The 26,705-nt window shown below is 39.8% G+C and carries 27 protein-coding genes; 8 read left to right on the top strand and 19 right to left on the bottom strand.

The annotated features are described in order from the left end of the window. Window positions 1-54: 54 nt before the first annotated feature. Entirely contained in the window at window positions 55-1,575 is a 1,521-nt protein-coding gene (ppx, locus tag AC1M87_RS07295; RefSeq protein WP_481593337.1) for an exopolyphosphatase, read from the bottom strand. 269 nt (window positions 1,576-1,844) lie between these two features. Between ppx and trxA the strand changes: the two genes are divergently transcribed. The 3 genes from trxA to AC1M87_RS07280 all read left to right on the top strand — a co-directional run bounded on the left by trxA (window position 1,845) and on the right by AC1M87_RS07280 (window position 4,445). Next, complete coding sequence (gene trxA, locus AC1M87_RS07290; RefSeq protein ID WP_035268564.1) at window positions 1,845-2,171, top strand: thioredoxin; 327 nt, start codon at window positions 1,845-1,847, stop codon at window positions 2,169-2,171. Between the two features lie 319 nt (window positions 2,172-2,490). Continuing rightward, window positions 2,491-3,759 carry a transcription termination factor Rho gene (rho, locus tag AC1M87_RS07285; RefSeq protein WP_035268567.1) on the top strand — a complete coding sequence of 423 codons (1,269 nt, stop codon included), beginning with the start codon at window positions 2,491-2,493 and terminating at the stop codon, window positions 3,757-3,759. A gap of 401 nt (window positions 3,760-4,160) precedes the next feature. Next, window positions 4,161-4,445, top strand: a complete 285-nt coding sequence (locus AC1M87_RS07280) for a hypothetical protein (RefSeq protein WP_035268570.1) — start codon at window positions 4,161-4,163, stop codon at window positions 4,443-4,445. Window positions 4,446-4,588: 143 nt separating this feature from the next. Here the strand turns inward: AC1M87_RS07280 and AC1M87_RS07275 are convergent, their stop codons facing one another. From AC1M87_RS07275 to pheS, 3 genes are all read right to left on the bottom strand, one after another. Further along, complete coding sequence (locus AC1M87_RS07275) at window positions 4,589-4,885, bottom strand: integration host factor subunit alpha (RefSeq protein WP_035265376.1); 297 nt, start codon at window positions 4,883-4,885, stop codon at window positions 4,589-4,591. Next, window positions 4,882-7,263, bottom strand: coding sequence for a phenylalanine--tRNA ligase subunit beta (pheT, locus tag AC1M87_RS07270; RefSeq protein ID WP_481593336.1), 2,382 nt, complete (start codon window positions 7,261-7,263; stop codon window positions 4,882-4,884). The genes AC1M87_RS07275 and pheT overlap by 4 nt, the downstream gene beginning before the upstream one ends. Window positions 7,264-7,383: 120 nt before the next feature. Further along, window positions 7,384-8,364: a phenylalanine--tRNA ligase subunit alpha gene (pheS, locus tag AC1M87_RS07265; protein WP_035265373.1), complete on the bottom strand. Its 981-nt coding sequence runs from the start codon at window positions 8,362-8,364 to the stop codon at window positions 7,384-7,386. 169 nt (window positions 8,365-8,533) lie between these two features. Here pheS and AC1M87_RS07260 point away from each other — a divergent pair, with 169 nt between their 5' ends. Continuing rightward, on the top strand, window positions 8,534-9,559 hold the full coding sequence (locus tag AC1M87_RS07260) for a hypothetical protein (protein ID WP_481588721.1): 1,026 nt from the start codon (window positions 8,534-8,536) through the stop codon (window positions 9,557-9,559). On the opposite strand, the gene AC1M87_RS07255 is transcribed toward AC1M87_RS07260, so the two are convergent. The 6 genes from AC1M87_RS07255 to AC1M87_RS07230 form a co-directional block, all read right to left on the bottom strand. Continuing rightward, on the bottom strand, window positions 9,544-10,083 hold the full coding sequence (locus AC1M87_RS07255) for a P-loop NTPase family protein (RefSeq protein WP_481593335.1): 540 nt from the start codon (window positions 10,081-10,083) through the stop codon (window positions 9,544-9,546). The genes AC1M87_RS07260 and AC1M87_RS07255 overlap by 16 nt on opposite strands. A gap of 84 nt (window positions 10,084-10,167) precedes the next feature. Further along, complete coding sequence (gene rplT, locus AC1M87_RS07250) at window positions 10,168-10,527, bottom strand: 50S ribosomal protein L20 (protein WP_004867327.1); 360 nt, start codon at window positions 10,525-10,527, stop codon at window positions 10,168-10,170. An 11-nt stretch (window positions 10,528-10,538) separates the two neighbouring features. Next, window positions 10,539-10,733 carry a 50S ribosomal protein L35 gene (gene rpmI, locus AC1M87_RS07245; RefSeq protein ID WP_004278281.1) on the bottom strand — a complete coding sequence of 65 codons (195 nt, stop codon included), beginning with the start codon at window positions 10,731-10,733 and terminating at the stop codon, window positions 10,539-10,541. 158 nt (window positions 10,734-10,891) lie between these two features. After that, on the bottom strand, window positions 10,892-11,317 hold the full coding sequence (locus AC1M87_RS07240) for a YqaA family protein (RefSeq protein ID WP_481593334.1): 426 nt from the start codon (window positions 11,315-11,317) through the stop codon (window positions 10,892-10,894). Then, window positions 11,314-11,613: a hypothetical protein gene (locus AC1M87_RS07235; protein ID WP_092768345.1), complete on the bottom strand. Its 300-nt coding sequence runs from the start codon at window positions 11,611-11,613 to the stop codon at window positions 11,314-11,316. The genes AC1M87_RS07240 and AC1M87_RS07235 overlap by 4 nt, the downstream gene beginning before the upstream one ends. Before the next feature lie 72 nt (window positions 11,614-11,685). After that, window positions 11,686-12,303 (bottom strand): glutathione S-transferase family protein, encoded by a 618-nt coding sequence (locus tag AC1M87_RS07230; protein WP_035265364.1) that lies wholly within the window; start codon window positions 12,301-12,303, stop codon window positions 11,686-11,688. A gap of 280 nt (window positions 12,304-12,583) precedes the next feature. On the opposite strand from AC1M87_RS07230, the gene AC1M87_RS07225 reads away from it, so the two are divergent. Continuing rightward, a complete protein-coding gene (locus AC1M87_RS07225) occupies window positions 12,584-13,054 on the top strand; it encodes an Hsp20 family protein (RefSeq protein WP_179998611.1) in 471 nt (156 codons plus the stop codon). A 443-nt stretch (window positions 13,055-13,497) separates the two neighbouring features. Here AC1M87_RS07225 and infC read toward each other — a convergent pair whose 3' ends face one another. After that, complete coding sequence (gene infC / locus AC1M87_RS07220; RefSeq protein WP_081403231.1) at window positions 13,498-14,049, bottom strand: translation initiation factor IF-3; 552 nt, start codon at window positions 14,047-14,049, stop codon at window positions 13,498-13,500. Between the two features lie 5 nt (window positions 14,050-14,054). Continuing rightward, a complete protein-coding gene (gene thrS / locus AC1M87_RS07215) occupies window positions 14,055-15,977 on the bottom strand; it encodes a threonine--tRNA ligase (RefSeq protein WP_092768341.1) in 1,923 nt (640 codons plus the stop codon). Between the two features lie 325 nt (window positions 15,978-16,302). On the opposite strand from thrS, the gene AC1M87_RS07210 reads away from it, so the two are divergent. Beyond that, on the top strand, window positions 16,303-16,893 hold the full coding sequence (locus tag AC1M87_RS07210; protein WP_481593333.1) for a Rieske (2Fe-2S) protein: 591 nt from the start codon (window positions 16,303-16,305) through the stop codon (window positions 16,891-16,893). Next, window positions 16,890-17,921 (top strand): FMN-binding glutamate synthase family protein, encoded by a 1,032-nt coding sequence (locus AC1M87_RS07205; RefSeq protein ID WP_481593332.1) that lies wholly within the window; start codon window positions 16,890-16,892, stop codon window positions 17,919-17,921. The genes AC1M87_RS07210 and AC1M87_RS07205 overlap by 4 nt, the downstream gene beginning before the upstream one ends. Window positions 17,922-17,977: 56 nt before the next feature. Here AC1M87_RS07205 and AC1M87_RS07200 read toward each other — a convergent pair whose 3' ends face one another. From AC1M87_RS07200 to AC1M87_RS07190, 3 genes are read right to left on the bottom strand one after another with little or no spacing between them, the layout of a single operon-like run. Further along, window positions 17,978-19,177 carry an alanine racemase gene (locus tag AC1M87_RS07200; protein WP_481593331.1) on the bottom strand — a complete coding sequence of 400 codons (1,200 nt, stop codon included), beginning with the start codon at window positions 19,175-19,177 and terminating at the stop codon, window positions 17,978-17,980. A gap of 3 nt (window positions 19,178-19,180) precedes the next feature. After that, complete coding sequence (locus AC1M87_RS07195; protein WP_481593330.1) at window positions 19,181-20,470, bottom strand: D-arabinono-1,4-lactone oxidase; 1,290 nt, start codon at window positions 20,468-20,470, stop codon at window positions 19,181-19,183. Further along, window positions 20,467-22,209 (bottom strand): neutral/alkaline non-lysosomal ceramidase N-terminal domain-containing protein, encoded by a 1,743-nt coding sequence (locus tag AC1M87_RS07190; protein WP_481593329.1) that lies wholly within the window; start codon window positions 22,207-22,209, stop codon window positions 20,467-20,469. The genes AC1M87_RS07195 and AC1M87_RS07190 overlap by 4 nt, the downstream gene beginning before the upstream one ends. Before the next feature lie 264 nt (window positions 22,210-22,473). Here AC1M87_RS07190 and AC1M87_RS07185 point away from each other — a divergent pair, with 264 nt between their 5' ends. Beyond that, complete coding sequence (locus AC1M87_RS07185; protein WP_481593328.1) at window positions 22,474-24,114, top strand: acyl-CoA synthetase; 1,641 nt, start codon at window positions 22,474-22,476, stop codon at window positions 24,112-24,114. A gap of 57 nt (window positions 24,115-24,171) precedes the next feature. Here the strand turns inward: AC1M87_RS07185 and yjgA are convergent, their stop codons facing one another. The 4 genes from yjgA to panC are packed head-to-tail and all read right to left on the bottom strand — an operon-like array spanning window position 24,172 to window position 26,704. After that, window positions 24,172-24,705 (bottom strand): ribosome biogenesis factor YjgA, encoded by a 534-nt coding sequence (gene yjgA / locus AC1M87_RS07180; RefSeq protein ID WP_035265351.1) that lies wholly within the window; start codon window positions 24,703-24,705, stop codon window positions 24,172-24,174. A gap of 2 nt (window positions 24,706-24,707) precedes the next feature. After that, complete coding sequence (locus tag AC1M87_RS07175; RefSeq protein WP_481588713.1) at window positions 24,708-24,977, bottom strand: HPr family phosphocarrier protein; 270 nt, start codon at window positions 24,975-24,977, stop codon at window positions 24,708-24,710. Beyond that, a complete protein-coding gene (rapZ, locus tag AC1M87_RS07170; protein WP_035265345.1) occupies window positions 24,974-25,825 on the bottom strand; it encodes an RNase adapter RapZ in 852 nt (283 codons plus the stop codon). The genes AC1M87_RS07175 and rapZ overlap by 4 nt, the downstream gene beginning before the upstream one ends. A 39-nt stretch (window positions 25,826-25,864) precedes the next feature. After that, window positions 25,865-26,704 (bottom strand): pantoate--beta-alanine ligase, encoded by an 840-nt coding sequence (gene panC, locus AC1M87_RS07165; protein ID WP_179998617.1) that lies wholly within the window; start codon window positions 26,702-26,704, stop codon window positions 25,865-25,867. Window position 26,705 lies beyond the last annotated feature (1 nt).

The following is a 26,705-nucleotide window of genomic DNA, read 5'->3' as shown; positions in this document are numbered from 1 at the left end:
TCCCTAAATTAACTATGACGTAGTTAACTAATAAAATTCGCTTATCAGCTTCTGTTAGCCAATAAATTGTTCCGACTGAATATTCAAAACGATATCCCAATGTTTAAATTGCACCTGCTCATCATGCAGCTCTGCAACCAACAAAGGCCATTGTTTTGCATCACCAGAAACTTTCAGTTGCCATTGTTGCTCATCTAATATCTTTAATTCAATGGCAGGAAGCATCTCATCGCTTCGGCTGTGATTCAGCAAAATTGCGAGACGAAGGAGCAAACATAGATAGACAAGTTTAATTCCACCGACTTTCGTCACATCATTTTTTGCTTCAGCACGCAATTTACGGCGATGATGAGCGACCAAATGTGACAAATGATTTTGATCAATTTGTGAAAAACCAGCAATGTCAGAATGCTGAAGCAAATATGCGCCGTGATGATGATAACCACTATGACTAATCGCTAAACCAATTTCATGAAGATAAGCTGCTCGACGTAGCAAATCACTATCGTCATTATTTAGACCAAGCGTTCCTGCCACGGTATCAAATAATTGTTGAGCCGTTTCAACAACACGTTCTGCTTGTTTTTGATCAGCACCATAACGCCCCATCAAGGCTTGTACGCTACGATCTCGAATATCTTCATGCTGGAAACGCCCGAGTAAATCATACATTACACCTTCTCGTAAGGCGCCATCTGAATAGACTAGCTTATCAACTTGAAGAACTTCAAATACAGCGTATAAAATCGCAATACCCGCAGGTAGGACTGCACGACGATCTTCCTTAAGACCCTCAAATTCCATGTCTGAAATATGCTTGTATTTGAGTAACTTATCTTTAAGTTTTTCCAAGCCTTCTCGCGTCAAGTTTTCCTGATCATCGCTCCAACCCATATTTACCGCAATTTGACGACAGGCTTTAATGGTTCCACTTGAACCAACAACAGTATCCCATCCTGCCGCACGGTAAGTAGTCGCGATACCCGAGATTTCTTTGCGTGCCGCAGTCACCGCACGATCGAAAGCTTTTGGATTAATATCTCCGTCTGCAAAATAGGCCTTCGTAAATGCAACGCATCCCATTTGCACGGATTCAGTATGAATCGGCTCAAACTCTTCACCAATGATTAACTCAGTCGAGCCACCACCAATATCAATCACCAAACGGCGACCGCTGTTCGCCATAGTATGTGATACACCTAAATAAATTAAGCGTGCTTCTTCACGACCAGCAATAATTTCAATAGGTTTAGGCAGAATTTCAGCTGCTTTTTGAATGAATTCATGCCCATTTTTAGCTTGGCGCAAAGCATTGGTGGCCACAATTCTTAAGCGATTGGATTGGACTGAACTTAGGCGCCCTACAAATCGAGCTAAGCATGCTAAACCACGTTGTTGAGCAGCTTCTGTCAAATTTTTATTTTCATCTAAACCTGCGGCCAATTGGACCTTTTCAGACATCGATGCGACTTTTTTTACCTCACCATGATCAACTCGAGCAATCGCCAAGTGGAAGCTGTTTGAGCCCATATCAATGGCTGCAAGGAGTTCTTCATCAATCAAAAAATCAGACATTGTTGCGCTAAGTTCAACCAGAATTGTGCCTAGATTAATTCACATAACTGTAATTTAAAAGCCATTTATTTAGTCAATTTAACGACTATTTAAAAAATCATCATATATGACAATTGTGTTACACCGATCATTGAAATCGTGAGCATCAATTAGACATTTACAGAATTTAGTCCGAAAATAAACCCTATCCCCTACTTTGTTAAAGTGGTCTATGTAATACTTATATACATAGATAGACCGTTTTCAAAAAATTATTCGGAGCAAATTCCATGTCTGCTAATATTGTTAATACAACTGATGCTAATTTTGAAGCTGACGTTTTAAATTCTGACACGCCAGTTCTTGTTGATTTTTGGGCAGGCTGGTGTGCGCCATGTAAAGCTATTGCTCCTGTACTTGAAGTTTTAGCAACTGAATACGAAGGTAAGGTTAAAATCGTAAAAGTTGACGTAACTTCATGCGAACAAACTGCTGTAAATTACAATATTCGTAATATCCCAGCTTTATTGATGTTTAAAAATGGTGAAGTTGTTGCTCAACAAGTTGGTGCAGCTCCTAAATCTAAACTTGCAGCTTTTATTGAAGAAAATATCTAATTCTTTCAATTTTAATTGCTTTGAAAGCGTCAAATTTTTGGCGCTTTTTTTGACGGTAAAATTGACAAAGAGCCATATCTCACTTATATTGCATGATCAAGAAACACTTGGACAATTTCTCCTCGTTTCTTACAATACACAAAACATAAGATCGCCGCTCGGCTAAAGAAATTGTTTACACATTTCTCCTCGAAAGAACTTACTAGATTCTGAGTTTGTTATTGTGCAAATCAATTGCTGCTCTTTTCTTGCACTGCGGATGTCTTTTGCTTCTATTCTATCTGTGTTCCACACTTCCTTTTAATTCAATCGACCATTTATGAACTTAACTGAACTCAAGAAAAAACCGATAGGCGAACTCATCAAAATTGCTGAGTTCATGGGCCTTGAAGGAATGGCACGTAACCGTAAGCAAGACATTATTTTTGCCATTTTGAAACGCCATGCTATGAATGGTGAAGAAATTTTCGGCGATGGTGTTCTTGAAATTCTGTCTGATGGTTTCGGTTTTTTACGTTCTGCAGCAGGGTCTTACCTTGCGGGTCCAGATGACATTTATGTCAGCCCTTCTCAAATTCGCCGCTTCAATTTGCGCACTGGGGATACGATTACAGGTACGATTCGTCCACCAAAAGAAGGCGAACGTTATTTTGCACTTTTAAAAGTGAATCAAATTAACTACGACACGCCAGAAAACTCTCGCAATAAGATTCTTTTCGAAAACTTAACGCCTTTATTCCCAACTGAACAATTAGTGATGGAGTTAGGAAATGGTTCGACTGAAGATTTAACTGCGCGTGTTGTCGATTTAGTTGCTCCAATTGGTAAAGGTCAACGTTCAATTATTGTTGCACCACCTAAAGCTGGTAAGACAATGTTAATCCAAAACATTGCTCAATCTATTGTTCGTAATAATCCTGAATGCTTCCTAATCGTTCTTCTCATTGATGAGCGCCCAGAAGAAGTAACAGAAATGGAACGTACCGTTCGTGGTGAAGTTGTTGCTTCAACATTTGACGAATCACCTGCACGTCACGTTCAAGTCGCTGAAATGGTGATTGAAAAAGCGAAACGTCTGGTAGAACACAAAAAAGACGTTGTTATTTTGCTTGACTCAATTACACGTTTAGCACGTGCATATAACACGGTTATTCCATCATCAGGTAAAGTTTTAACTGGTGGTGTTGATGCCCACGCTTTAGAACGTCCAAAACGTTTCTTCGGTGCTGCACGTAATATCGAAGAAGGTGGTTCACTTACGATCATTTCTACTGCTTTAATTGAAACTGGCAGTAAAATGGATGAAGTCATCTACGAAGAATTCAAAGGTACAGGTAACCAAGAGATTACGCTTGATCGCCGTATTGCTGAGAAACGTGTATTCCCTGCGATGAATATCAAGAAATCTGGTACACGTCGTGAAGAACGCCTCATGGATGAAGATAAACTACGTAAGGTTTGGATTTTACGTAAGCTTCTCCATCCTATGGACGAACTTGCTGCGATGGAATTCTTACTTGATCGCATGAAGGAAACCAAGACCAATGATGATTTCTTCGATCAAATGAAACGCAAAGCTGCCAACTAATACGCAAAAGGCCATCATTTATTGATGGCCTTTTATTTGGGTTGACACCATTTACATAAATACACAATACTAACTTTTGAATGTAACTTTTCTTGCAAGTATGTGATTTTTATCATCTTGTATTTTAATTCCCTTTATTTTTTAAGTATTTACTTAGTATTTCTCCAATTCAAAATGCAAAAATGATTGTAATTTTCTGTTAAAAATAGGGTCAAATTTCTCATTTTTTAAGCATTTTTTCATTTCGCCTAGTAGTAATTCAAAATACTCAGTGATAGCATGTCGGCATACCAGTTAGGCTGCTCCATGCGTTATTAACCTTACTAACGTTAGGAATAATAAAAGCACACAACAGACTAACCGGGTTTTTTGTCTCAATTTATTTTAATGAGAGTGATGCCATGTTATTCAAAAAAATTGCTATTGCTGCTGCCGTTGCTACTACTTTAGCTTTCGTTGGTTGTGCTAAAAAAACTGAAGAAGCTGCTGCTGATGCAAACGCTGCTGCATCTGAAGCTGTAGAAGCTGCTTCTGAAGCTGTTGTAGCTGCTGACGCTGCTGCTGTTGAAGCTTCTTCTGAAGTTGCTGCTCAAGCTGACGCTGCTGCTGCTGAAGCTACTGATGCTGCTGCTGAAGCTACTGACGCTGCTGCTGACGCTACTGCTGCTGCTTCTGCTGCTCAATAATCTAAAGTTTAGATTATTCGAAAAAAAGAGAACCTTTGGTTCTCTTTTTTTATGCGCTGAATTTTATGAATACGCATAAAGTTAAGAGCATAAAAAAACCTGAGCTGAGCTCAGGTTTTTTTTAATGTTATTTGATCAAGCGATTAATCGACTTGCTCTGTCCCTACACGCTGTCTAAACTTTTGACCAGCACGGAAGGTCACTACACGGCGTGCAGAAATAGGAATCTCCTCACCTGTTTTTGGATTACGCCCTGGACGCTGACGCTTGTCACGCAGTTCGAAATTACCAAAACCCGATAATTTGACATGTTCACCTGCAATTAATGCCTGGCTAATTTCATCAAAAAACAACTCAACCATTTGTTTAGCTTCACGACGATTTAAACTCGTCAGCTCACTCAAATGATCAGCCATTTCTGCTTTTGTTAATGCTGTCATGAGGCCCTCAATGTCGCTTGGTAAGTGTTTTCTAACACTTGTAAAATATTATCCATACCAGATTTAATTTCAGCATCCTCAAGCGTGCGACTCGGATGCTGCCATAAAAGTGCAAACGCCAATGAACGTTTACCCTCTTCTACACCTTGACCCGTATACACATCGAATAACCAAGAAGAATCAAGTAACTCTCCTCCAGTTTTTTCGATAAGTTGCTGAATTTCACTAACATTAATCTTATCACTAATTAAAACTGCAATATCACGTCTCACTGAAGGAAATCGTGATAATTCTGTAAAATTAGATACATAAGTTTGCAAAACAGACGATTGATCGAGTTCTGCTACCCATGTCGTTGCGAGATCAAGCTCATCTTCAAGCGATGGATGTAAACGACCAATATAACCAATTGATTGTCCGTCCACTAAAATTTCAGCAGATTGACCTGGATGTAACCATGAACGCTCTGAACGCACATATTCTACTTGAACTCGCCCAGCCGCCAATACAGCCTCAATTTCACCTTTAAAATCGAAGAAATCCATTGGCTGAGGTTTAGCATGCCAAGATTCCTGATTCTTCGCACCTGTTGCCACAATCGCAAGTGTAGGTATTTGCTTAAGATCATGAATACTGGTGGCTTCTTGATAATCAAAACGTAAGCCAAGCTCAAAGAAGCGTACGCGACTTTGTTGACGATTAACGTTGTATTGGACACAAGGAATTAAGCTTGAAAGTAAAGTCGAACGCATTACCGCCAAATCACTTGAAATTGGATTTGCCAATGCCAAAGGATTTACACTTGGATTTAACTGTTTTTCAAGTTTTAGATCAGCAAAACTAAAGCTGATTGCCTCTTGATAACCAAGTGCAACCAAAGTTTGACGTAATTGTGCAACTTCAAATTGATCTTGGTATTTTGCAAGTTTCACATCAATCACAGGCAAGCTGATTTGAATGTTGTCATAACCATGAATACGCGCAACCTCTTCAATTAAGTCTTGGTAGATTGCCATATCATAACGATGTGATGGCGGTACGACAGACCATTGACCTTGTGCTTTAATTGCTACCTGACAACCTAGACGTGTTAACGCATCAGTAATAAAGTCAGAGTCAACTTTATAACCAAGAAGTTGATCAACTTGCGCCTGCTCAAGCTCGATTGCTTCTCGTGTTGGTAATAGTGCTGGATTTTCTGCTACCGTAATTGGACCAAATTCACCACCTGCAAGCTCAGAAATCAACTGAGATGCACGGTGCATTGCGATCATTGGAAGTTCGAAATCTACTCCACGCTCATAGCGCTGAGACGCATCTGTATGTAAACCGAAGCTACGCGCACGACCTGCGATATGAAGCGGTGCAAAGAATGCTGATTCAAGGAAGATTTCAGTCGTTGCGTCTGTCACTGAGGAAGACAGACCACCCATGATGCCCGCAATTGCTAATGCTTTTTCGTCATCTGCAATCACCATCACGTTGTCTTGCATTTCAACTTCTTGCTCATTCAATAGAACAAGTTTTTCACCTGCAGTTGCTTGGCGAACATGTACCGCACCTTGAACTTTACCACCATCAAATGCGTGAAGCGGTTGACCCAACTCCATTAATACATAGTTGGTAATATCAACCAAGATACTGTGCTGACGGATACCAGAACGAGCCAGTGCACGCTCCATCCATTCAGGAGTTGGCGCTTTGGTGTTAACGTTTTTGATCACACGACCTAAGTAACGTGGGCAACCTTCAGTAGATATAACGACCTTCTTTTCATCAGCAATCGTTGCAGCAACTTCTTTAATTTCAGGCGCAGTCACAGGAAGTTGGTTAATCACACCAATTTCACGTGCAATCCCACGAATACTGAAACAGTCACCACGGTTTGGTGTGATACTAATATCAATCACGTTGTCATCAAGGTCCAGATATTCACGTACGTTTACACCGACTGGCGCGTCCGCAGGAAGCTCAAGTAGACCATCGATTTTATCTTCTAAATCAATTTCAGATGCACCGCACAGCATACCTTGTGATTCAACACCACGAAGCTTACCTTTTTTGATTTTAAAATCACCCGGTAATACTGCACCAATGGTCGCTACAGGTGCTTTCATACCTGCACGTACATTTGGCGCGCCACAGACGATTTGTAATGGTTCACCCGAACCAATGTTGACAGTCGTTACACGTAAACGATCTGCATCTGGGTGCTGTTCTACCGTAAGTACTTCACCTACAACCACACCTGTAAATGGTTTTGCAGCAGGAGATAAATCATCTACCTCAAGGCCAAGCATGGTCAGTTGGTCAGATAAAGTATCGCTATCGATGGCTGGGTTAACCCATGTGCGTAGCCAATTTTCGCTAATTTTCATTGATATAAAACCTGTAATTCAAATCTCTAGAATCCTCCCTCTACCCCCCTTTGCTAAGGGAGAGAACCCCAAATGATTCTGTGGAGTTCCTCAAGTTAGGAGAGGATTTAATAAAAAGTTTTAAGCAAACTGGCGTAAGAAACGCACATCATTTTGGTAGAACATACGCAAGTCGTTTATGCCATAACGAAGCATTGCAAAACGTTCAACACCTAAACCAAATGCAAAGCCTTTGTACTTATCTGGATCAATACCCGCTGAACGAAGAACATTTGGATGCACCATGCCACAACCTAATACTTCTAACCATTTTCCTCGCTCATCCATGATGTCGACTTCAGCACTTGGTTCTGTGAATGGGAAGTAAGATGGGCGGAAACGTACTTTCAAGTCTTTTTCAAAGAACTCATTCAGCAAATTAACCAATAATCCTTTCAATTCAGCAAAGCTCGTATTTTCTGCAACGTACAAACCCTCAATTTGGTGGAACATCGGAGAATGTGTTTGGTCTGAGTCACAGCGATACACACGACCTGGACATACAATACGAATTGGTGGTTGCTGTGTTTCCATCGTACGAATCTGTACACCAGAGGTATGCGTACGAAGCAAATGGTTTACATCGAAGTAAAAGGTATCGTGCATTGCACGCGCAGGGTGATGACCCGGAATATTTAATGCCTCAAAGTTGTGATAGTCATCTTCAACCTCTGGACCAGTCGCAACAGAAAAACCTGCTTTCGTGAAGAATTGACAAATACGCTCTTGTACTTGGGTCACTGGGTGGATACTACCCACCTGTTGACCACGACCAGGCAACGTGATGTCTATCTGTTCACTTGCTAATTTTTGTTCTAGTGCAGCTTTTTGTAATGCAGTTTGACGCTCAGTTAATGCGCCATTAATCGCTTCTCGAACTGAATGAATCTGCGCACCAAAGACCTTACGCTCTTCCGGATCCATTTTACCCAGTGCTTTCGATTGTTCAGCAAGCTGGCTTTTCTTACCCGTAAATTGCACTCGAACCTGATCGAGTGTTGCAAGGTCTTGAGCTGCTGCAATGGCAGCGAGCGCTTCAGTGGTCAGGGCTTCCAGTGACATAGTAACTCTCAAAGCAACAAATATAAAAAATAATATAACTGCGCATTCTAACAGCTTTTATAGCTCCGTATGAAGATCAGCAAGTGTTAAAATTGGATGTGGAATTAAATTGGAAATTACATTTATAAAAAGTTTAAGATATGCGCAATGATCATTGAGAAGATATGTCATGGCATTAGATCAAATTTGGAAACAACAGCTCACACTCGTGACTTATGGCAATGAGTTTTTAAGTCAGGATTTAAGTTTTCAACACTGGAAAAATCATGCGATTTTTAATCAGCACCATTTCCTTTTTCGAGATTTAAATACACAACACTTATTGGCACAACACTTCCAAGTTTGGTTAGAAAGCTTAAAACGTCAGGGTGTCACACGCTTAAGCCTACATAACTCAAGTTTATTAATCGATGAAAAAAATCCCAATCCAAATGTTGAACTTTTACCATATCCCCATTTCATTGTCAGTCATCACCGTAATGTAAAAACAGCATGGATCTGTGGTAAAGAACTTGCCGAATGGTATAGCTCTGAACAAGACTTCGACATACCAAACAATCAAACACTCCCTGCACGAATTGAAACATTTTGGCGTTTTGATCTATCCACCCAACATATCAAACGTGTTGAGGCAGATCTTCAAGCACCTAATTGGAATGATATTCACGACTACACAGAGAATGAGCTGTTCGATCGCGCATTAGCACAAGGGGTGGAATCCGTTAAACGTGGTGCAATCTTTTATGGTACTGACGATCAATCACCCTCCAACGCTGGAGCTGCCTTACCATTACTGCCACAAGATTATGCAGCACCTTATGCCAATGAAACCTTAGTGCGTTTCATGCATCTAGAACAACATTTAAAGATTCAAAAACGAAAGCTTTTGGAGCAAGATCATCAAGAATCTCTTGAGGAAGAAAAACAACTGAAGGTATTTCAACAAAAGTTAGATGACCTGAGTGCAAAATTCATTACTAAAGTAGCAAATCACTATAAAACTGCTCATTTAAAAAGCCCCGAAATTCACTCCCCTTTGGATGAAGCCTCAACACATACTCAACATGGAAAACGCTTTTTCAACAATGATTCCAGTTCTCACCAACCCACACCTAAAACAGGTAAATCAAATGTGTTTGCCCTCATTTTAGTCACTGCAATAATCTGTTTCTGCGCTTACTATTTTGGACTGTGATGTTTTAAAAATTCATCTAATTGTTCAGTTTTATGAAAATGTAGCCACTTTATATGATGATATTGAGTGGCATTCATCATCTGCAAATATTTAAGTCTATTTTTCCCATGTGTTTGGACTACCCACAATATTATTGAGTCTTTACTTAATAATTTCGCCCAATGTTCTCTATTGTTAGAATTTTTCCATATTTTCTTTTGGCTAATCACACGGTATAGCGACCTCTTAATCACACGATAAAGATTTACGCGTAGTGAAAAATCCAACCACATCACAGTGTCGATCTCATTTAAGATTAAATTTTGAATCAGGGAATAATTACCATCAATCACGAAGCCCTTATTCACAGACCTAACACGATTTATAAATTTTTCTTGAAATTGTATTGAAGCTGACTTGGTCCAGTTATCCAACCAAAAGAGATTATCAAGTTCAATATGATCGACTTGCAGTTGAGCAGCCAACTTACGTGCAAAGGTTGTTTTCCCAGATGCTGCTGTACCGACGACCATAATTTTATTCATACTAATCTCTTGGCTTTATTTAGTCGTAAACAATGAAAATAAAAAAAGACCGCTAAAAAGCGGTCTTTTTCTCATCTACGATGATTAAGCAGCTAATGCGCCTTTAGCTTTTTCAGCTAAAGCAGCAAATGCAACTGCGTCATGCATAGCGATGTCAGCAAGTACGCGACGGTCGATGATCACTTGAGCTTTTTTCAAGCCATCGATCATACGGCTGTACGACAAACCATTTTGACGTGCACCAGCATTGATACGCGCAATCCATAAAGCACGGAATTGACGTTTCTTTTGACGACGGTCACGGTAAGCATATTGACCTGCTTTGATTACCGCTTGGAACGCTACGCGGTAAACGCGTGAACGAGCACCATAGTAACCTTTAGCGCGAGCAAGAATTTTTTTGTGACGGCGATGAGCCTGTACACCACGTTTTACACGAGCCATTTATAATCTCCTTAGATGTACGGGCACATACGACGAACTGAAGCAACGTCACTTACGTGAACCATTACACAGCCGCGCAATTGACGAATACGCTTAGCAGATTTTTTGGTCAAAATGTGGCGTTTGAACGCTTGTTTACGCTTAAAACCGTTAGCAGTCGCTTTGAAGCGTTTTGCTGCACCACGGCGAGTTTTCATCTTAGGCATAACAACCTCTTTTGAACACCTGTTCGGCTCGTTTGCACCATTACAATACGACCTGCAGGTAAGGGAGCGAGTATTCTATAGCATCTTTGCGCAAAACAAAAGCACCGTTAATCTTGATTCAGACAAATTAATCTTGATGAGTTTTACTCTACGAAAATTTAGAACAAACCAAGATACACCCAGTAGATAAATAGATATCGACCTGTTTTCGCTATACCCACCACGAAGATAAATTTCCAGAATTTTTCTTTCAAAATTCCTGCAATTAAGGTGATTGGATCACCAATGATAGGCACCCAACTTAAAAGAAGTGACCATGTACCATACTGCTGATAAGCCCGTTGAGCACGAATCATTTGATCTGGCTTAAATGGAAACCACTTTTTAGTTTTAAACTGCTCTATTTTTAAGCCCAACCACCAATTGACGCATGAACCCATCACATTCGCTACACTTGCAACAAAAATAAGCATCCACGGCGAAAATTGTTTTAAAGCAAATGACCCCAACAATACTGCTTCGGACTGTAAGGGCAATAAAGTGGCGGCTCCAAAGGCACTTAAAAACAATAAAATCAGATTCATTTACTGGACTTGTTCGCCGCTAAAAGTTTCTGCGTTTTGCGATATTCTTTTATCGACCAAGCAATTGCCAACACTACTATGATGGCACGTAGCACCGTATATTTATTCGTTATCGCTGGAATCACCTGTTTTAATTGATCCCTAGAATCTGGTTCGATTGCTGCAATGATATTTTGCACATGAAATATTTCGACGATATAAGAAGCAACACAGAGTAAAATACCAGCAATAATTGCCCAGTATACTTTTGAATTAGATTCAACAATTTTGCTGAAATTTAAAAAAAAATCCTTCATGGCAGTTCTCCATAAAAAAACCACCAAATGGTGGTTTAGATGTATAGAGTTTAGCACACTTAAATCCGTGATCTACTTTAGTAGTGCAAGCGCCTTTTGTACCGCTGGTCTCTGTTGGATACGTTGAATATAAGCTTCCACTTCAGGAAACTCTGCTAAATGAATACTTTGCCACTCGTGCCGCATCAACCAAGGGAAAATTGCCATATCCGCAATAGAGTACTCACCAGCCACATAGTCTTGCCCAACTAACTGCTTATTGAGCACCCCATATAATCTTTTAGTTTCTGTAATGTAGCGCTCGATCGCATAAGGGATTTTCTCTTTAGCAAATTTAGCAAAATGATGATTTTGACCTAACATCGGTCCTAGACCACCCATTTGCCACATCAACCATTGTTCAACCTGAATCCTCGCGATTTCGTGCTGAGGATAGAATTGTCCCGTTTTACGTCCTAAATATTGCAGTATTGCACCAGACTCGAAAATCGAAATCGATTGATTATTCGGTCCATTTTGATCAACTATCGCAGGAATTTTATTATTAGGAGAGATCGCAAGAAAGTCAGTTTGGAACTGATCATTTTCTAATATATTGATTGGATAGATTTGATAATCTAAAGCCATTTCTTCGAGTGCAATTGTTATTTTTAATCCGTTGGGTGTTCCCCAGTAATATAAATCGATCATTACAGTTCAGGCTCCATATGCCCTTTGTTGATTGATTTATCCACCATAAATCATTTCAGACCAAACAACAAGGATAGAAATTCTTTATTTATAAGTTATAAAAAATCAATTATTTATAAAATATTTTAAAAATTTTTTGAATTTATTATTGAAAAATTTCGGTCTGAACCTATATAAAAACTTGCCAGATTTATGATGATCATCTGGTTCTGTTGATGATAGTCATGACAGAACAACATTCTTATTTTTATGACTTTGCTGACCTCAGGAGGTTTTAATCATGAGTAACTTAAATCTTCATCCATTGTTTCGTCGTAGCATTGGTTTTGATCGTTTAAACGATTTTATTGATTATGCAATGCAAAGTGATGCTCCAAACTACCCACCTTATAACATTGAAAAAAAAGGTGAGAATAAATATCGCATCGTGGTCGCTACTGCAGGATTTAGTCAAGATGAGTTAAATATCAGTCTTGAAAATCAGCTTCTCTCGATCACAGGAAAACCAGAAGCTATTCAATCTGAACAAACCGAATATCTTCATAAAGGAATTGCGCGTCGTTCATTTAAATTATCGCTTCGCTTAGATGAACATATTGAAGTTCAACAAGCAGATTATGAAAATGGCTTATTAGTGATCGACTTAGAGCGTATCATTCCAGAAGAGAAATTACCTCGACAAATTCCAATTGGCAAAAAACTTCTGTTAGAAAATACAGAGTCTACTGAAAAAACAGTTCATGTCGAATAAAGCATCTAACTTAATGAGTCACAAAAAAAGCCGATGCAAAAGTATCGGCTTTTTTTATAAATCAAATCTACAGCTACTTTGAGCAACGAATTTCCTGATGTGCTGATGTGCAATATAAAAAATCCTTTTTGGGTCATCTTTCAAGACAGTAAACACTCTAAACCTATTCAGTTTTACCATCCATCTAGAATTTTCTATGCATAAGTACGAGTTTACCTGTCGAAATAATTACATTTTTTACTCAAGCCACAAAATGATTCGAGAAGTTTAAAATATAAGTTTATTAGACTTCACTAAAGTACTGCCTGATGGAAATATTCAACTGATGATTTATACCCCAACTACAGTCGTTCCTCTCTTTACTAACTCAGGATGTACCTATATCCCTTCAATCAACATATAAAAAAGCCCTGCATGTGCAGGGCTTTTTCTCTAAATCGGTTTTACTTTTTCTTTTTAGGACCAAGTAACATACCCATTTGACGGCCTTCCATTTTTGGTGCTTGTTCCACTACACCGATTTCAGCCACATCAGCTTCAATCTTTTGTAATTGAGCAAGACCCAATTGTTGGTGAGCCATCTCACGACCACGGAAACGTAGAGTAATTTTAACTTTGTTGCCTTCTTCAAGGAATTTCAGAATAGCACGCAACTTAACATTGTAATCACCAACGTCTGTACCAGGACGCAACTTGATCTCTTTAACCTGAACTTGATGCTGCTTTTTCTTAGCATCTTTTTGCTTTTGCTTCAGATCAAATAAATGCTTGTTGTAATCCATGATTTTACAAACAGGCGGCTCTGCATTCGCAACGATCTCAACGAGGTCAAGATCAACTTCTTCTGCAGCACGCAACGCTTCAGCAAGTGAAACGATGCCTTTTTGTTCTCCGTCAGCGCCAACGAGACGCACTTCTTTCGCACGAATCTCATCATTTAATGCAGGACGATTGCTTTTAGCACCTTGTTGTTGGTTACGGTCAGGCTGTTTAATCTTTCTTACTCCACAATATACCGGCCGCGTTCGGCTACGGCTACTTTCACTAAGTCAACGAATGCATCGATAGACATAGTACCTAAATTTGTTCCAGAGCGAGTACGTACATTCACTGTACCTTCCTCTACTTCTCGATCCCCAAGCACCAATAGGTATGGAATACGCTCTAAAGTACGCTCACGAATCTTAAAGCCGATTTTCTCATTTCTCAAGTCTGAAATCGCTCGAATGCCATTTTCTTGCAATTTAGCGACGACTGACTGACAAGCATCTGCTTGAGAATCGGTAATATTCATCACACATGCTTGAATTGGTGCCAACCATGGTGGCATAAATCCAGCGTAGTGTTCAATAAGTATACCAATAAAACGTTCAAAACTGCCAAGAATTGCACGATGAAGCATCACAGGATGATCACGATCGTTGTCTTCAGTGACATAAGATGCATCTAAACGTAATGGCAAGTTAAAATCGCATTGGATTGTACCGCACTGCCAGATACGACCTAAACAATCTTTCAAAGAAAATTCAATTTTAGGACCGTAGAACGCACCCTCACCAGGTTGTAAATCCCAAGCGAGACCTGCTGCATCCAGTGCGTCAGCTAAAGATTTTTCAGCAACATCCCAAAGCTTATCATCCCCTACACGCTTTTCTGGACGTGTTGAGAGTTTCATTTGCACTTCTTCAAAACCGAAATCTTTATAAACATCTAAAGTCAGTTTAATAAAGTCAGCAACTTCTTGACCAATTTGCTCAGTTGTACAAAAAATGTGTGCATCATCTTGGGTGAAACCACGAACACGCATAATCCCGTGTAATGAACCCGATGGTTCGTTACGGTGACATGAACCAAATTCAGCAAGACGAATTGGTAAATCACGGTAAGATTTTAAACCTTGGTTAAACACTTGAACATGACATGGGCAGTTCATTGGTTTAACGGCATAGTTACGGTTTTCAGAATGTGTAGTAAACATGTTTTCTGCATAGTTTGCAGCATGTCCTGATTTTTCCCAAAGACTAAAATCGACCACCTGAGGTGTGCGAATCTCTTGATAACCATTGTCCTGCTGAACTTTACGCATGTATTGTTCTAAAACTTGATAGATCGTCCAGCCATTTGGATGCCAGAACACCATGCCTGGTGCTTCTTCTTGCATGTGGAACAGATCAAGCGCTTTACCAATTTTACGGTGGTCACGCTTTTCAGCTTCTTCAATACGCTTGATATAAGCAGCCAACTGCTTCTTATCCGCCCAAGCCGTACCATAAATACGTTGAAGTTGTTCGTTTTTCGCATCACCACGCCAGTAAGCACCTGACATCTTCGTCAACTTAAATGACTTTAAGAATTTAGTGTTTGGTACGTGTGGACCACGACACATATCCACATATTCTTGATGATAATAAAGACCCATTTGAGTCTCATCTGGCATATCTTCGATGAGGCGTAATTTATAATCTTCACCACGCTCAGTGAATACTTTGATCACTTCATCACGAGGTGTCATCTTTTTAATGACATCATAATCTTGATCGATGAGCTTTTTCATACGCTCTTCGATGGCAGCCATATCATCTGGTGTAAATGGTTTTTCACTGTAGATATCGTAATAGAAACCATCTTCAATGACAGGTCCAATCACCATCTTTGCTTCAGGGAAAAGCTGCTTCACTGCGTGACCAACTAAATGGGCACAAGAGTGACGAATAATTTCAACACCTTCATCATCTTTAGGCGTAATGATCTGCAACGTGGCATCATCAGTGATTAAGTCACATGCATCAACTAGATGGCCGTTTACACGACCTGCAACCGTATTTTTTGCAAGACCTGGACCGATGCTTTGAGCAACTTCCATGACAGAGACAGCTTGATCAAATTGTTTTTGATCGCCGTTTGGCAAAGTAATAATTGGCATAAAAAATCCTTAAGGAGTGATGCCCCGTACAATGGAGCATGTCACCGCGAGATTATGATCGAGGCGAACCTCAAAAGATAAAAACGGTGGATAAATAAAATCGCTAGAGATTTTACACGTGTCACGTTGTTTAATAAACTGTTAATCGAGCATTAGGCGATAGCAGTTTTAATTATGACAAAAATAGTTAAAATATATTCCCAATTTGATATTTAAATTACTATTATCCCAATTATAGAAAAATAATCTTTTATGCTTTCTATTAGATGATCAACATACTTTTAAACAAATAAATATAACCCACTGAAATCATTAGGCAGGTCATATGAAATCTCACCCACTAATTGCTTGGTCTACACTCCAGCCGCTTAAACCCGCATATGCTTTAGCAGCCAATGTGGATCTTGTTGTTCTTCGTCTTGAAGATCATGATGAAGAAAAAGTCGTAGTCATGTATGGTCGTTGTCAGCATCGCGGAGCACTCATGTCCGATGCCCATATTCAAGGCGACAAAATTGTATGTGGCCTTCACGGCTCTCATTACATTTATAAAACTGGCATTAATCCAAGATATCTCAATAAAAATCTGCAAAAAATTAAAGCTTGGATTCAAGATGATCATGTCTATGTTGACTTAGAAGAAATTGAAGCTTGGGAAAAAAGAAATCCACAGCAATTCAACCGTGATCGTTATCAAGGACTCTATGCAGATTCACAGCCTGCTCCTGAAGAGCCACACAATAGATTCATCTTAGAATTAGCTCGAAATGGTCTAAAAAATTTCGGTCATCATGGTCCTACCGCAGCCATGGGTGTGCCTTTTACAAACTTCCAAAATGGGAAGATATCCAACTGGTCACAGCTCAACTTCGGAAAGTTCCTCTACTGGATGATGCTCCCGTTGCAAGCGAAGTGATTATTGGACCAAATGCAAAGAAACCATTGAAACTCAATATTCCATTATTTGTTTCCGACATGAGTTTTGGTGCTTTATCACAAGAAGCAAAAACTGCACTGGCAATGGGTGCAGAAATGGCAGGTACTGGCATCTGTTCTGGTGAAGGCGGAATGTTAGATGATGAACAAGCCTCAAATTCACGATATTTTTACGAGTTGGCCTCTGGTCGTTTTGGCTATGACATTGAAAAAGTAAAAAAATGCCAAGCTTTTCACTTTAAAGGTGGACAGGCAGCAAAAACAGGAACAGGCGGACATCTACCCGGCCATAAAGTAGTTGGAAAAATTGCAGAAGTCCGTGGTTTAGAAGAAGGACAATCTGCGATTTCTCCCGCAACCTTCCCGGATTGGACTGAGCTTTCACAATATAAGGAGTTTGCAAACTATATCCGCGAGCAGACAGGTGGTATTCCGATTGGCTTTAAACTGTCTGCACAGCATATCGAAAAAGACATTGATGCTGCGATTGCGATAGGTGTGGACTACATTATTCTAGATGGTCGTGGTGGTGGTACAGGTGCAGCACCAACATTATTCCGTGACAATATTTCAGTGCCGACCATTCCTGCCTTGGCACGGGCACGTCGTCATTTAGATCGTTTAAGACGTCGTGACATTAGTTTGGTCATTACAGGTGGCTTACGTGTCCCTGCTGATTTTATTAAAGCCTTAGCGCTGGGTGCAGATGCCATTGCCGTGTCTAACTCTGCCATGCAGGCAATTGGTTGTTTGGGAATGCTCGCGTGTAATACAAATGAATGCTCTGTCGGTATTGCAACACAAAAAGATCATTTGCGTCGAAGACTCGAAATTGAAAAATCAGCACAGCAACTCGCCAACTTCTTCAATGCTTCAGTCGAATTGATGCAGGTAATGGCGCGTGCTTGTGGGCATGACCATTTAAGTAAATTTAATTTGGATGACTTAACCACTTGGAAAAAAGAAATCAGTGAATTAACGGGCATCCACTACGGCGGTATCCAATAAATTTCAAACCAATGCTAAAAAGGGATGATTAACTTCATCCCTTTTTCTTTTAATCACTACTCTCTAAAATTTTCCCAAGGTTCAAATCTACTCGTTTCCAAATCAGATGAATTCCACTCATTTTCTTTTCGATAAAGGTACGTGCGATTGAACTGCGGGATGACCACCTCACTCTGGCTCGGTCGAATAATTACATAGTCATCAGGATGGATATCAATTTTACGATCGACACAAATCATTTCCTGATTGGTGCTTCGTCCATACAATAAATGAGGATGAGATTTTGCTGGATAAACATATTGACCCATCCAATAGCCACCGTAGATAAAAACCGATTGATGCTTCTGAAAGAATTTTATTTTTTTAAATGAAGGCATTCCTGGCAATGAAACTTGGTCTAAAACTTTCAGTACGGGACTCGCTATATATAAAGCAGATTTAAGTGAAGAAAGATATTCAGAATCAAAATCGCTGGGCTTAAGCAACATTGAGCCAAATGACAGATCATTACACACACTATGTTTCACGTGAAAACTAAAGGTTGGACTTCCTCCTCCGTTAAAACACAGCTGAGCATGATTTAAATCTGGGAATTGGTGCTTTAAGATGTGCTGATAATTTTGATAAATATGTTGAGATTCAGCATAAGCTGTTTCTGCACGCTTCACCACCTTAGGTAGTTTAGTGACATGCGCATCGTAGCCCATTAAGCCACTCAAATTTAGCGTTTTTTGATGCTGCTGAATATAATTGAGCATTTGTATAAATTCAGCAGAATTTTGAACGCCTCCACGATGTAATCCCACATCAATTTCAAGATTGATATTGAAGCTAAGTCCCAGTTGATCAGCCAAGGCATGATATTGTTGCAAACGAGCAAAGGAATCAATTAACCAATGTATCTTGCATTGGATTGGCGTGTGATGGTTTTGATAAAACCTTTCTACTGCACGAATTGGCATCGGCTTGCCAAAGAGTAAATCAGCTTGATCAAAATGATTGAACATCAATTGTAAGTGATCAATATGGAACACCATAAAGTGTCGGGTGTCTAAATCGAAACTTAGCTTTTTTAACAAAGGCAAACAAGCCAAAGATTTAACGACTAACCGCGGTTTTAAGTGCTTTGCCGAAGCTAACTGCTGTTTTACATAATCAATATTAAAGTTTAATGCATCGTCATCGATCAAGAGCATAGGCTGACCTAAACCATGTGCCCGCAAATCATCATTCATTTGATTAAAAAAACTATTCATCTCTCATCCTTGTTGCCCAAGTAATAGTTTTTCAAGATAGGGATTGAGAAACTTTCGATGGGGATCGAGCGCTTCTCTGATTTGCATAAACTCATTCCATTTCGGATAAAGAGCTCGCATCTCTTGGTGAGACAGTTGATGCATCTTAGCCCAGTGTGGACGGCCTCGATATTTTTGAAAAATCGGCTCAATAAGATCAAATACTTTTTGAGGTGACTGCTTATAATATTGATGGATTGAAATCGAAATACTGTCTTGCTGATAGAAAGGACTTAGCCAAATATCATCCCCTTTGACCACGCGGAATTCGATAGGGAAAAAAGAATTTATTTGATATTTTCTAAACGTTGCAATCACTTCTTTGATGCATTGAATACCATTCTCAATTGGAATTTGATATTCCATTTCATTGAATTTGGTATTCCGAGGTGTTGCAAAAATATCACTCGACCAATCAATGAATTCTGTTGGCTTCACAAAAACACCGACTAATTTTTGAAGATATTTCGTCAAAAAAGGGGCTTTTTTAGAAATTTCACAACACCATGTTAAAAGTTGATCCTCAGATGGCCAAGAAGTTTCTCTTGGCTTCACCTCACCCTCTGTAACATCAAGTGTTTTAAAAATTAACTGATCTGTAAAAGGGAAAATAAAATACTCCAAATGCCGATGTTGGTGCATCAATTGGAGAAATTGATCAAGGCTTTCTTCTACAGGGGCTAAATGAATTTTCTCTTCCAATTTATATCTAGGGCGGTTTTGCATGGTTATTTTCGTTAATATCCCGAGTGATCCCAAAGATACTCTCCCTGCCTGAAAAATTTCAGGGTTCTCCGTCTTGGAGCATTGGATTAACTCCCCATTTGCCTGTAATAGCTCAAAATCTTCTACATAGCCTGAAATAGAATATAGCGCTGCACCTGTCCCGTGTGTTCCTGTAGACACAGCACCAGCTAAACTTTGTTGATCAATATCACCCTGATTCATAAGCGACTGTTCATAAGGCGCAAGATGCTGTCCTAAATTGAATAGTCGAGTACCTGCCCATAACGTCGCTTGGCATTTAGCCTGATCAGCATTTAAGACACTTGAAAATCGGTCTAAAGAAATAATAGACGCATCCGTTTTTACCAAAGGAGTAAATGAATGCCCTGCACCAACCACACGAACTTTAGGATGTTGAATCACAATATCCTGTAATTCATGTAATTGATCTGGATATAAGATGTGTTGCGGGTTTGAGTGGCAATATCCCGACCAGTTAGACCAATAATGATGTGTCAGATTACTCATGTTGCCAACTCCTTTTGTGCAACGGCGGTTTGAACATTTCCCCGATTGGTTCTTTTCTCTAATTCTTTTTGAGGTACTGCTTTAGGTACGCAATTTGATAATTGACGTTGTTCAGGTGGCAAACAAATCTGTTTAGCCAAATGTTTAAAATAGGTTTGAAAAGCTGCCAAAGTCCATTGACCAAATAAAGTGTGTCCACCTTCATAGGCTTGTTCTTGATATTCTTCGAATGTCGTCACATAGCCCATATAGTCATTACAATAAGATGCAAACCAAATTTTTGCGTTAGGAAATGTCGGTAATACACTTTTCTGAATGGTATTTAATACGCGCTTACCTGAAGTTGTTGTAAACTCTCCGGGAGCACATACCAAAAAAAGTTGACCGATTCGAATGAGCTGAATTGGCACAATATGTGGCACTAAATCGCTCTCTTGAATTGCGCCAGCGTGAACTTGAGCATTCATTTCAGCAATGAGTGGATCTAAAACACCAGGAAGTGAACCTAATTTTTTTCCTAATATCCGATGCTGACCCGATTCAAAAATAATATTTTTGGGTCCTTGAGCATGATAAAGCTTCTGATAATAAGCACTTTCCACTGGATCTTTTGAATTCAATTTACTTCGTTTGAATTGTTTTGAAAGTAAATTCATAGCCATGATCAATGGCTTTGCAGCACCCACACCATCGACTGGTGTGCCCGCAATAAATGCTGTCCCATGACAAGCTTGGCTTGTTATCGCATTGCTATATCCACCTGAAAACTCTGGATCAGCCACAGTATTTGCCATATCAACATACTCGAGTACTGCATCCAAATCTTGATATTGGATGTTTTGATTCTGTTGCTCAAGTAAAGCGGCTAAAGCATACTCACTCTGTATACGACCATTGTTTCTCGCATAGATGTATTCTGCTTCTCCTTTTATCTTTTTTCTGATCTTAGTCTGATTCTTTCCATGGAAGTGTGGTGACACATCGCCTGCTGTTGCTTGCGCAAATATACAAACTGGTCCATCCACCCCAGCAGCACTTAAGGTCTCTTCCGAAAGTGTTGCGGCATAGCCTTTATTATCACCATCATGAGCGTCTAATTGATTGCCCAAACATGTCGCATGCACACCAAACAGTGACAACAGAGAATGAAGCTTTTCCCCACGATAAAAGCCAAGGACTTGCATTTGTCGATTGATTGCTTTGTAAGTTTCAGATTCACCGACGAATGCAGTATCGAGATTTCGATTATACGCTTTTATCGAGCGATTCCATGCCACAGGGACTTGCTCAGGAATGTCAATTGTCGCTAATCGAATCTCTGTAAAATCGCGATTGAATAATGCCTGTTGAATACTGGATTCCACAGCATCCACAACTGCATCAAGGTGCTCAGGCACAAATCCTGGTGTCGGCATATTATAAAGAGCTTCATAACCACAACCGCCTGGACCTGAATGGGTATGCGTTGCCATTAGAACCAAACGATGCGGATCGAAACAATCCCTCAACGTTTCATTCAAGCGTTGGATTACATTGATTCGAATTGCTGAAGTAATACAGCCAAAATCTAGACAACATAATATCAATGGGGCATCTTGATCTTTTTGAATGGTCACTGTTCTCGCATACAGCGCAGTTCTTTTTTTATAGGCACGGTGATGCCACATCCCATAGCCAAACATGGCATAGCCTTTGGGTTCGATGTTAATTTCATCTTTCCCCCACCCAACAATATACATATGCAAAATCCTTTTGCTTTTATTATTCGATTTTGAAACTTAAAATCTGTTTAAAATTTACCCTATTTCTCGATCAATTACATTATTCAGCACAAATAAATATCACCAACTTCACGAATAAATCGCAATAAAATGAAGTTAAAAAATATGAAATTTCGCCTAATTGACAAAATGTCACGTTTGCTCGACTAAAGGATAAATGTATTCCGTTTATTTTTTGCTTATCTTTTACTCAGGATTATAAAAATGAAGATGGATACTAAAATGAATTTAAGTCCGTATGACGAACTACCTAGAACGCCAGCAAATTTTGTTGCCCTTTCTCCACTCAGATATTTAGAGCGTGCGGCCTATATCTACCCTCAGCAAGATGCAATTATTCATGGTACACGCCGGATTAGCTGGAAAGAAAAGTACAAACGTTGCCGGCAATTTGCCGATCAGCTGCAAAAGCTTGGTATTCAAAAAAATGATACTGTGTCGGTATTACTTCCAAATATTCCAGCCATGATCGAAGCGCATTTTGCAGTGCCTATGGCAGGCGCTGTACTCAATACATTAAATACGCGCCTAGATGCAAAAACACTCGCATTTATGCTTGAACATGCTGAATCAAAAGTACTTTTAGTTGACCCTGAATTCTCAGAATTAGCACAGGAAGCTTTAGCACAAGTTCCTCAGGACATTTATGTTATCGATGTTGCAGATACTGAATATGAATTCAATGATCAAGCGCCCCGTATTGGAAAAATTGAGTATGAATCTTGGCTTTCACAAGGTAATCCTGAGTTTGAGTGGCAATTACCACAGGATGAATGGGATGCCATCAGCTTAAACTACACCTCAGGCACAACTGGGAATCCAAAAGGTGTGGTCTATCATCATCGTGGGGCTTATATTAATGCAGCGAGTAATATCATTGCTTGTGGTATGACACCCCGTGCCACCTATTTATGGACTTTGCCTCTGTTCCATTGTAATGGATGGTGTTTCGCTTGGACCATGGCCGCCAACGGTGGCACAAATGTTTGTCTTCGAAAAGTTGATCCAGCACAGATCTATCAATTGATCGCGGATCATCAAGTCGATTACTTCTGCGGTGCACCAATTGTATTGTCCATGTTGATCAACACACCAAAAGAGCAACAACGCGAAATTAATCATCGAGTCGAAGTGATGGTTGCTGGTGCAGCGCCACCAGCTGCCATTATTGAAGGTATGCGAAATCTAGGAATCAATGTTACCCACGTCTATGGTCTCACTGAAACCTATGGACCATCAGCGCTATGTGCTTCGCAAGCAGGCTGGAGTGATTTAAGCATCCAAGAACAAGCTCAACTACATTCACGCCAAGGTGTACCTTATCCACTTCAAGATGGGATGAAAGTATTGGATCCTGAAACGATGCTGCCTGTACCGAACGATGGTCAGACCATGGGGGAAATTATGTTCCGTGGCAACATTGTCATGAAAGGTTACTTGAAGAATCCTGAAGCCACCGCTGAAGCATTTGCTGGTGGATGGTTCCATACTGGCGATCTTGCCGTATGCCAGCCTGATGGTTATGCCAAAATCACAGATCGCTCGAAAGATGTGATTATTTCTGGTGGTGAAAATATTTCTTCACTTGAAGTGGAAGAAGTACTTTATCAACACCCAGCCGTGCTGACAGCTGCAGTTGTTGCAAAACCTGATCCACGTTGGCAAGAAGTTCCATGCGCATTTATTGAATTGAAGCAAGGGCAACAAGCTACACCTGAAGAAATCATTGAATACTGCAAACCACATCTTGCTCGATTCAAGGTACCTAAAGACGTAGTGATTACTGAAATCCCTAAAACTTCAACTGGTAAACTGCAAAAGTTTGTGTTGCGAGATTGGGCAAAAGATCGTGCTGCACTCTAAATATTAAGCATCTAAGAAATAAAAAAGGTCTGAAACATCAGACCTTTTTTTTGACCATTAACGATCAGAGATAAGTGCAACTTGCTGAACGTAATTCAGCAAATTTAACTTAGATTGTGCAACAGCATCCTCACCTAAGTTTTTTTGAATATCACGTTCAATACGAAGTAAATGCTGACGTATTGCATGATGCTCTGCAGCATTGTAAGTCTTCATAAATTCTTTAATAACAGGCTCACCTTGTGCAATCATACGATCGACCCAGCGGTGCAATTGTGCTGTCTTTTTCGCCCCTTGTTGAGGTGTCAAATAAGATAAGATCATGCTCTCGTCTTCATTGCGTAATAATTTACCAATACGCAAAAATTGACGACGACGAGCCTCACCTGATGTTATCAATTGAACATCCAATAAAGCTTCAATTAAGCGCTCTTCCACAGGAAGGCTTTCAATCTTTTTTTTGGGTAACTCAGCAAGTTGAGCCCCTAAAGCAGCCATACGTTGTACAGCTTTCTTTTGTTCAGTTTTACTTGCACGTCCTTCTAAAGACTCAAAATCATCTTCAGTAAAACGTTGCGATCGACGTGCCACGATTATTCAGCCTCGTAAAATTTTGCTGCGAATAATGCTTGAACTTCAGACAAAGCTTTCTCTTCATCTGTCCCTTCAATCACTAGTCTTAATGTAGTTCCTTTGCCTGCACCGAGCATGAGCAAAGACATAATATTTTTGGCATCAACTAATTTATCGCCCTTACCAATTTTAATCGAACTTCGAAATTTGGTAGTGACCTCAATGAGCTTGCCTGACGCACGCGCATGTAATCCTAATTTGTTAATTACGTCAACAGTTGTGTCAATCATGACCAGTGCTTCATTTCTCTATGCAAGACCTGAATAGACCATTGTGCCTCAAGCGCCTTTTTGAGTCTATCCACAATAAATACAGAGCGGTGCTGACCACCTGTACATCCAATCGAAACCGTAATGTAATGGCGATGCCCTTCTGCAAAGGCAGGCAACCACTTCTCTAAAAATTGCTTTAAATCCTCAAACATCATATTCACTTGGTCAAATGATGTCAGGAATTTTTCAATGGGCTCATCTAAACCCGAATATTTTCTAAGCTCTAAATCCCAATGTGGATTGGGTAAATGCCGCACATCAAAAATAAAATCAGCATCCAACGGAATACCATGCTTATATCCAAAAGACTGTAAAATAACTATTAAGTTATCTACCTGCCCTAAGCGGGATAATAATGTATCTTTAAGATCATGGACACTTTTATCTGATGTATCAATCTGTACAGTTGCTCTTAATTGAATCGGCAACAGTAATTGTTTCTCTTCCTGAATGCACTCATTCAGACTTTTAAAACGATTCGCCAGTGGATGAGGTCGACGCGAAGCACTAAAACGAGCAATTAACTCTTGATCTTTGGTGGTGAGATAAATCACCTCGACCTCACCATGTTTTTCCAGTTGCTGATAAACTTGCTCAAATTCTTGCAAATCAGCGCGTGTACTCCGAACATCAACCCCTAAAGCCAATTGTTCTAAATTATTTTCTTGATCTAACTTTCCAACGATCTCAGGAAGTAATGCTAGCGGCAAATTATCGATACAGTAATAACCTAAATCTTCGAGAACCTGCAATGCAGATGACTTCCCTGAACCGGATTGTCCTGTAACAATAAGAATTCGCTTCATGCACCACACCTGACGATCATCATCGAGTTTAATCCTGTTTTAATGACTGATTTGTAAATTGTCGATCAAGCGTGTCGAACCAATTTTCGCAGCAACAAATAACACAATATCTTGGTCAAATTGCTCTACTGCCTGCAACATTGGATTACGTGCTTCAACATAATCCACGACAAAGCCAGCATCACTTAAAGTTGATTTTATCTCAGCAAGAACCTCTGTAAGCGCTTGACCTTGTTTTAAATTTGTTTCAGCAGTTTTTAAAGATTGATAAATGACTGGTGCAATTTGACGATGTTCAGCCGAAAGATAACCATTACGTGAACTTAATGCCAAACCATCTTCAGCACGTGCAATTGGCACACCAATAATTTCAATCGGCATGTTCAAGTCACGTACCATTGTCTTAATCACAGCCAACTGCTGGTAGTCTTTTTGACCAAAAAATGCAAAATGTGGTTGTACGATATTAAATAACTTCGTTACCACTACCGCAACACCATCAAAGTGCCCCGGACGTTGAGCACCACATAAATCATTGGTAATTTGACCGACACTAATGTTTGTTAAGCGAGGTTGACTGCCATACATTTGCTCAACTGAAGGTGCAAAAATAATGTCACAACCCTCTTCAGCCAACAACTGACTGTCTTGATCAAGTGTGCGTGGGTAACTGTCATAATCTTCATTTGGGCCAAATTGAATCGGATTCACAAAAATACTGACCACAACCACATCACATAATTTACGTGCTTCACGTACTAAATTTAAGTGACCTTGATGTAGATTCCCCATGGTCGGGACAAAACCAATAGTCTTTCGTGCTTGACGAGCAGCATGAAGTGATGCGGTTAAACCATGGATTGTTGTTTCAGTTTTCATG

The organism is Acinetobacter sp. 24-47-62 (assembly GCF_056779765.1).
The sequence above is the reverse complement of the archived record's forward strand: the minus strand, read 5'-3'. Positions and strand labels throughout refer to the sequence as shown.

Bases quoted from the DNA above. Each gene is read 5' to 3' on its own strand.
- ppx (WP_481593337.1), bottom strand. From the start codon at position 1,575: ATGTCTGATTTTTTGATTGATGAAGAACTCCTTGCAGCCATTGATATG.
- trxA (WP_035268564.1), top strand. From the start codon at position 1,845: ATGTCTGCTAATATTGTTAATACAACTGATGCTAATTTTGAAGCTGAC.
- rho (WP_035268567.1), top strand. From the start codon at position 2,491: ATGAACTTAACTGAACTCAAGAAAAAACCGATAGGCGAACTCATCAAA.
- AC1M87_RS07280 (WP_035268570.1), top strand. From the start codon at position 4,161: ATGTTATTCAAAAAAATTGCTATTGCTGCTGCCGTTGCTACTACTTTA.
- AC1M87_RS07275 (WP_035265376.1), bottom strand. From the start codon at position 4,885: ATGACAGCATTAACAAAAGCAGAAATGGCTGATCATTTGAGTGAGCTG.
- pheT (WP_481593336.1), bottom strand. From the start codon at position 7,263: ATGAAAATTAGCGAAAATTGGCTACGCACATGGGTTAACCCAGCCATC.
- pheS (WP_035265373.1), bottom strand. From the start codon at position 8,364: ATGTCACTGGAAGCCCTGACCACTGAAGCGCTCGCTGCCATTGCAGCA.
- AC1M87_RS07260 (WP_481588721.1), top strand. From the start codon at position 8,534: ATGGCATTAGATCAAATTTGGAAACAACAGCTCACACTCGTGACTTAT.
- AC1M87_RS07255 (WP_481593335.1), bottom strand. From the start codon at position 10,083: ATGAATAAAATTATGGTCGTCGGTACAGCAGCATCTGGGAAAACAACC.
- rplT (WP_004867327.1), bottom strand. From the start codon at position 10,527: ATGGCTCGTGTAAAACGTGGTGTACAGGCTCATCGCCGTCACAAAAAA.
- rpmI (WP_004278281.1), bottom strand. From the start codon at position 10,733: ATGCCTAAGATGAAAACTCGCCGTGGTGCAGCAAAACGCTTCAAAGCG.
- AC1M87_RS07240 (WP_481593334.1), bottom strand. From the start codon at position 11,317: ATGAATCTGATTTTATTGTTTTTAAGTGCCTTTGGAGCCGCCACTTTA.
- AC1M87_RS07235 (WP_092768345.1), bottom strand. From the start codon at position 11,613: ATGAAGGATTTTTTTTTAAATTTCAGCAAAATTGTTGAATCTAATTCA.
- AC1M87_RS07230 (WP_035265364.1), bottom strand. From the start codon at position 12,303: ATGATCGATTTATATTACTGGGGAACACCCAACGGATTAAAAATAACA.
- AC1M87_RS07225 (WP_179998611.1), top strand. From the start codon at position 12,584: ATGAGTAACTTAAATCTTCATCCATTGTTTCGTCGTAGCATTGGTTTT.
- thrS (WP_092768341.1), bottom strand. From the start codon at position 15,977: ATGCCAATTATTACTTTGCCAAACGGCGATCAAAAACAATTTGATCAA.
- AC1M87_RS07210 (WP_481593333.1), top strand. From the start codon at position 16,303: ATGAAATCTCACCCACTAATTGCTTGGTCTACACTCCAGCCGCTTAAA.
- AC1M87_RS07200 (WP_481593331.1), bottom strand. From the start codon at position 19,177: ATGAATAGTTTTTTTAATCAAATGAATGATGATTTGCGGGCACATGGT.
- AC1M87_RS07195 (WP_481593330.1), bottom strand. From the start codon at position 20,470: ATGAGTAATCTGACACATCATTATTGGTCTAACTGGTCGGGATATTGC.
- AC1M87_RS07190 (WP_481593329.1), bottom strand. From the start codon at position 22,209: ATGTATATTGTTGGGTGGGGGAAAGATGAAATTAACATCGAACCCAAA.
- AC1M87_RS07185 (WP_481593328.1), top strand. From the start codon at position 22,474: ATGAATTTAAGTCCGTATGACGAACTACCTAGAACGCCAGCAAATTTT.
- AC1M87_RS07175 (WP_481588713.1), bottom strand. From the start codon at position 24,977: ATGATTGACACAACTGTTGACGTAATTAACAAATTAGGATTACATGCG.
- rapZ (WP_035265345.1), bottom strand. From the start codon at position 25,825: ATGAAGCGAATTCTTATTGTTACAGGACAATCCGGTTCAGGGAAGTCA.
- panC (WP_179998617.1), bottom strand. From the start codon at position 26,704: ATGAAAACTGAAACAACAATCCATGGTTTAACCGCATCACTTCATGCT.